A 2,575-nucleotide genomic window follows, 5' to 3' on the forward strand; every position below is an offset into this window, starting at 1 on the left:
CGGGCGCTCATTGTATTTACCGGCACCCGTCCCTAAGAATGAACTATGACAGTAATCATGAGGTCCCTAGAAACCGCAGTTCCTGAGACCGTTATGGTGCAGTCGGATGTGAGGGACGTCTTCGCTGCGCAGCCGGGACTGAACCGGCTCGGGACGCGTCTGGTCGGCGCGGCCTTCGACTCCTCGGGAATCAACACCCGGTACACCGCGGTGAAGGAAATGACCCTGGACGCCCCGTCCGAGAACCCGGTCTTCTTCGATTCCGCTGAACGGCGCATCCTGTCCCCCAGCACCAAGGTGCGCAATGAGGTGTACGCGGAAGAGGGCACCAAGCTGTTCGTCGAGGCAGCCGACAAGGCCCTGACAGCCGCCGAGGGCATTGAACCGGCTGATGTCACGCACGTCATCACCGTCTCCTGCACCGGCTTTTTCAACCCCGGACCGGATTACAAGGTGGTTCGCGCGCTCGGGCTGAGCCCGGCCGTGCAGCGCTACCACCTCGGCTTCATGGGCTGCTACGCCGCCTTCCCCGCCCTGCGGGCCGCCAAGTCCTTTTGTGAGGCCGAGCCGGACGCAGTCGTCCTGGTGGTCGCAGCCGAACTGTGCTCCCTGCACGTCAGGTCTTCCAACAACCCTGACACCATTGTTGGGTCGTCGCTGTTCGCCGACGGCGCGGCAGCGGCAGTGATCAGTGCACGGGAATACGAGGCCACCGCGCCCGCCCTGAGCCTGGATTTCTTCGAGACGGTCCTGACACCCGTCGGCGAGGAGTCAATGGCGTGGAACATCGGGGACGAAGGGTTCGAGATGGTGCTCGGCACCTACGTGCCCCACATCATCGATGAGCATATTGTGGGGGCGCTGGAGCCGTTGCTGGCCCGCGACGAAACCCTCGCCGACAAGCAGTACAAGGACATTGAGCACTGGGCGATCCACCCGGGCGGGCGGAGCATCCTGGACAAGGTGGAGGCCAAACTGGACCTGAAGGAGGACCAGTTGGTGCCGGCGCGGGAAACCCTCCGCGATTACGGCAACATGAGCAGCGCCACCGTGATGTTCGTGTTGAAGCACATTCTGGAGCAGCCCTTTGACGGCGCCGACGAGCGGATCTGCTCAATGGCGTTCGGCCCCGGCCTGACGGTGGAAACCGCACTGTTCACCAAGGTGGGTCCCTGAGTGCAGTTCCCCGCTCTCCGCGAGAACGGTTTCCTCGCGCACCGCGACGCTGATGCGGTGGAGGAGATGGACAAGCCGGATTGCGACCCGGTCCTGCTGGACCGGACCTACTCACAGTTCGGGTTGATCAACGCGACGGTCGCTGGCTGGCGACGCACCTGGTCGGCACAGATCCGCCCCCGACTGTCACCGTCGCGGCCCAGCACCCTGCTCGATATCGGGTCTGGTGGCGGGGACATGCCGCGGGCGTTCGCCCGCTGGGCGGCCCGGGATGGCCTGCAACTCTCGATACTGGGCATCGACCCCGACGACCGGGCGCACGCGTTCGCGACCTCGCAGCCGCCCGTGCTGGGGCTGAAGTTCCGGCGCGCGTTCAGCACCGATCTGGTGGCCGAGGGGCTGAAGTTCGACGTCGTGACGTCCAACCACCTGCTGCACCATCTGGCGCCGGAACAACTGCAGTCGTTGCTGGCCGACTCGGAGCAGCTGAGTAGCGGGATCACCCTGCACAACGACATTGAACGTAGCCGGTTGGGCTACCTCTTGTTTTCCCTCGGCACTCTTCCGCTCCGCCGCTCCCTGATCCGGCAAGACGGGCTGACCTCGATCCGCCGCAGCTATACCGCCGCCGAATTGGCGTCCGTCGCCCCGCCCGGCTGGGAGGTCACAGCGAGGTTCCCCTCCCACAACCTGCTGGTTCACCGGGCGCCCCATGCATGACGTCATCGTCGTGGGCGGCGGTCCGGTGGGCCTCTTCGCGGCAATCCTGCTCCGCCAGGCCGGGCTGGAGGTGCTGGTCCTGGAGCAGCGGACCACCCGGAGCGGCCACTCGCGAGCCATTGGCATCCACCCGCCGGCCCTGGCGTCACTCGCCCAGGCCGGGGTGGCCGATGAGCTGATCAGCCGCGGCGTCAGGATCGGTGCGGGGGTTGCCCGCAGCGCTGGCAGCGACGTGACCCGCCTGTCCTTCGCGGGCCTGGAATGCGACTACCCGTTTGTGCTTGCGGTACCGCAGATCCGGACCGAGCAGGTGCTGGAAACCCGCTTTGCCGCCGTCGCACCCGGTGTGTTCTGCCGGGGCGTGACGGTCACCGCGGTCCATGACATTGGGGCGTCAATGCTGGTGACCACGTCAACCGGTGAGGTGCTGCAGGCGCGGCTCGTCATTGGGGCCGACGGCGGCAAGAGCACCGTGCGGTCCAGCGCCGGGATCCCCGCGTCGCTGCAGCGGTACCCCGACACCTACCTGATGGGCGACTTTGCTGACTCGTCGGCGGACCGGTCGACGGCGGTGCTGTATCTGGAGCCGGGCGGGATTGTCGAGTCCTTCCCGCTACCGGACGGGGTGCGGCGCTGGGTGGTGCGGACGTCCTCGCTGGTCGCCTCGCCGACCCCCGAC

3 protein-coding genes are annotated in these 2,575 nt (G+C 66.5%); all 3 read left to right on the top strand.

The annotated features are described in order from the left end of the window. Positions 1-45: 45 nt before the first annotated feature. Positions 46-1,176: a type III polyketide synthase gene (locus K728_RS0106790; protein WP_024476268.1), complete on the top strand. Its 1,131-nt coding sequence runs from the start codon at positions 46-48 to the stop codon at positions 1,174-1,176. Then, the gene (locus K728_RS0106795; protein ID WP_019483867.1) at positions 1,177-1,896 is read left to right on the top strand and encodes a methyltransferase domain-containing protein; all 720 of its coding nucleotides are present in this window, start codon (positions 1,177-1,179) and stop codon (positions 1,894-1,896) included. It abuts the gene before it with no gap. Then, the coding region (locus K728_RS22340) for an FAD-dependent oxidoreductase (RefSeq protein ID WP_272944183.1) at positions 1,889-2,575 on the top strand (687 nt) is incomplete at its 3' end. The genes K728_RS0106795 and K728_RS22340, both read left to right, overlap by 8 nt.

This window comes from Arthrobacter sp. CAL618 (assembly GCF_000468215.1).
Taxonomy (GTDB): domain Bacteria; phylum Actinomycetota; class Actinomycetes; order Actinomycetales; family Micrococcaceae; genus Arthrobacter_D.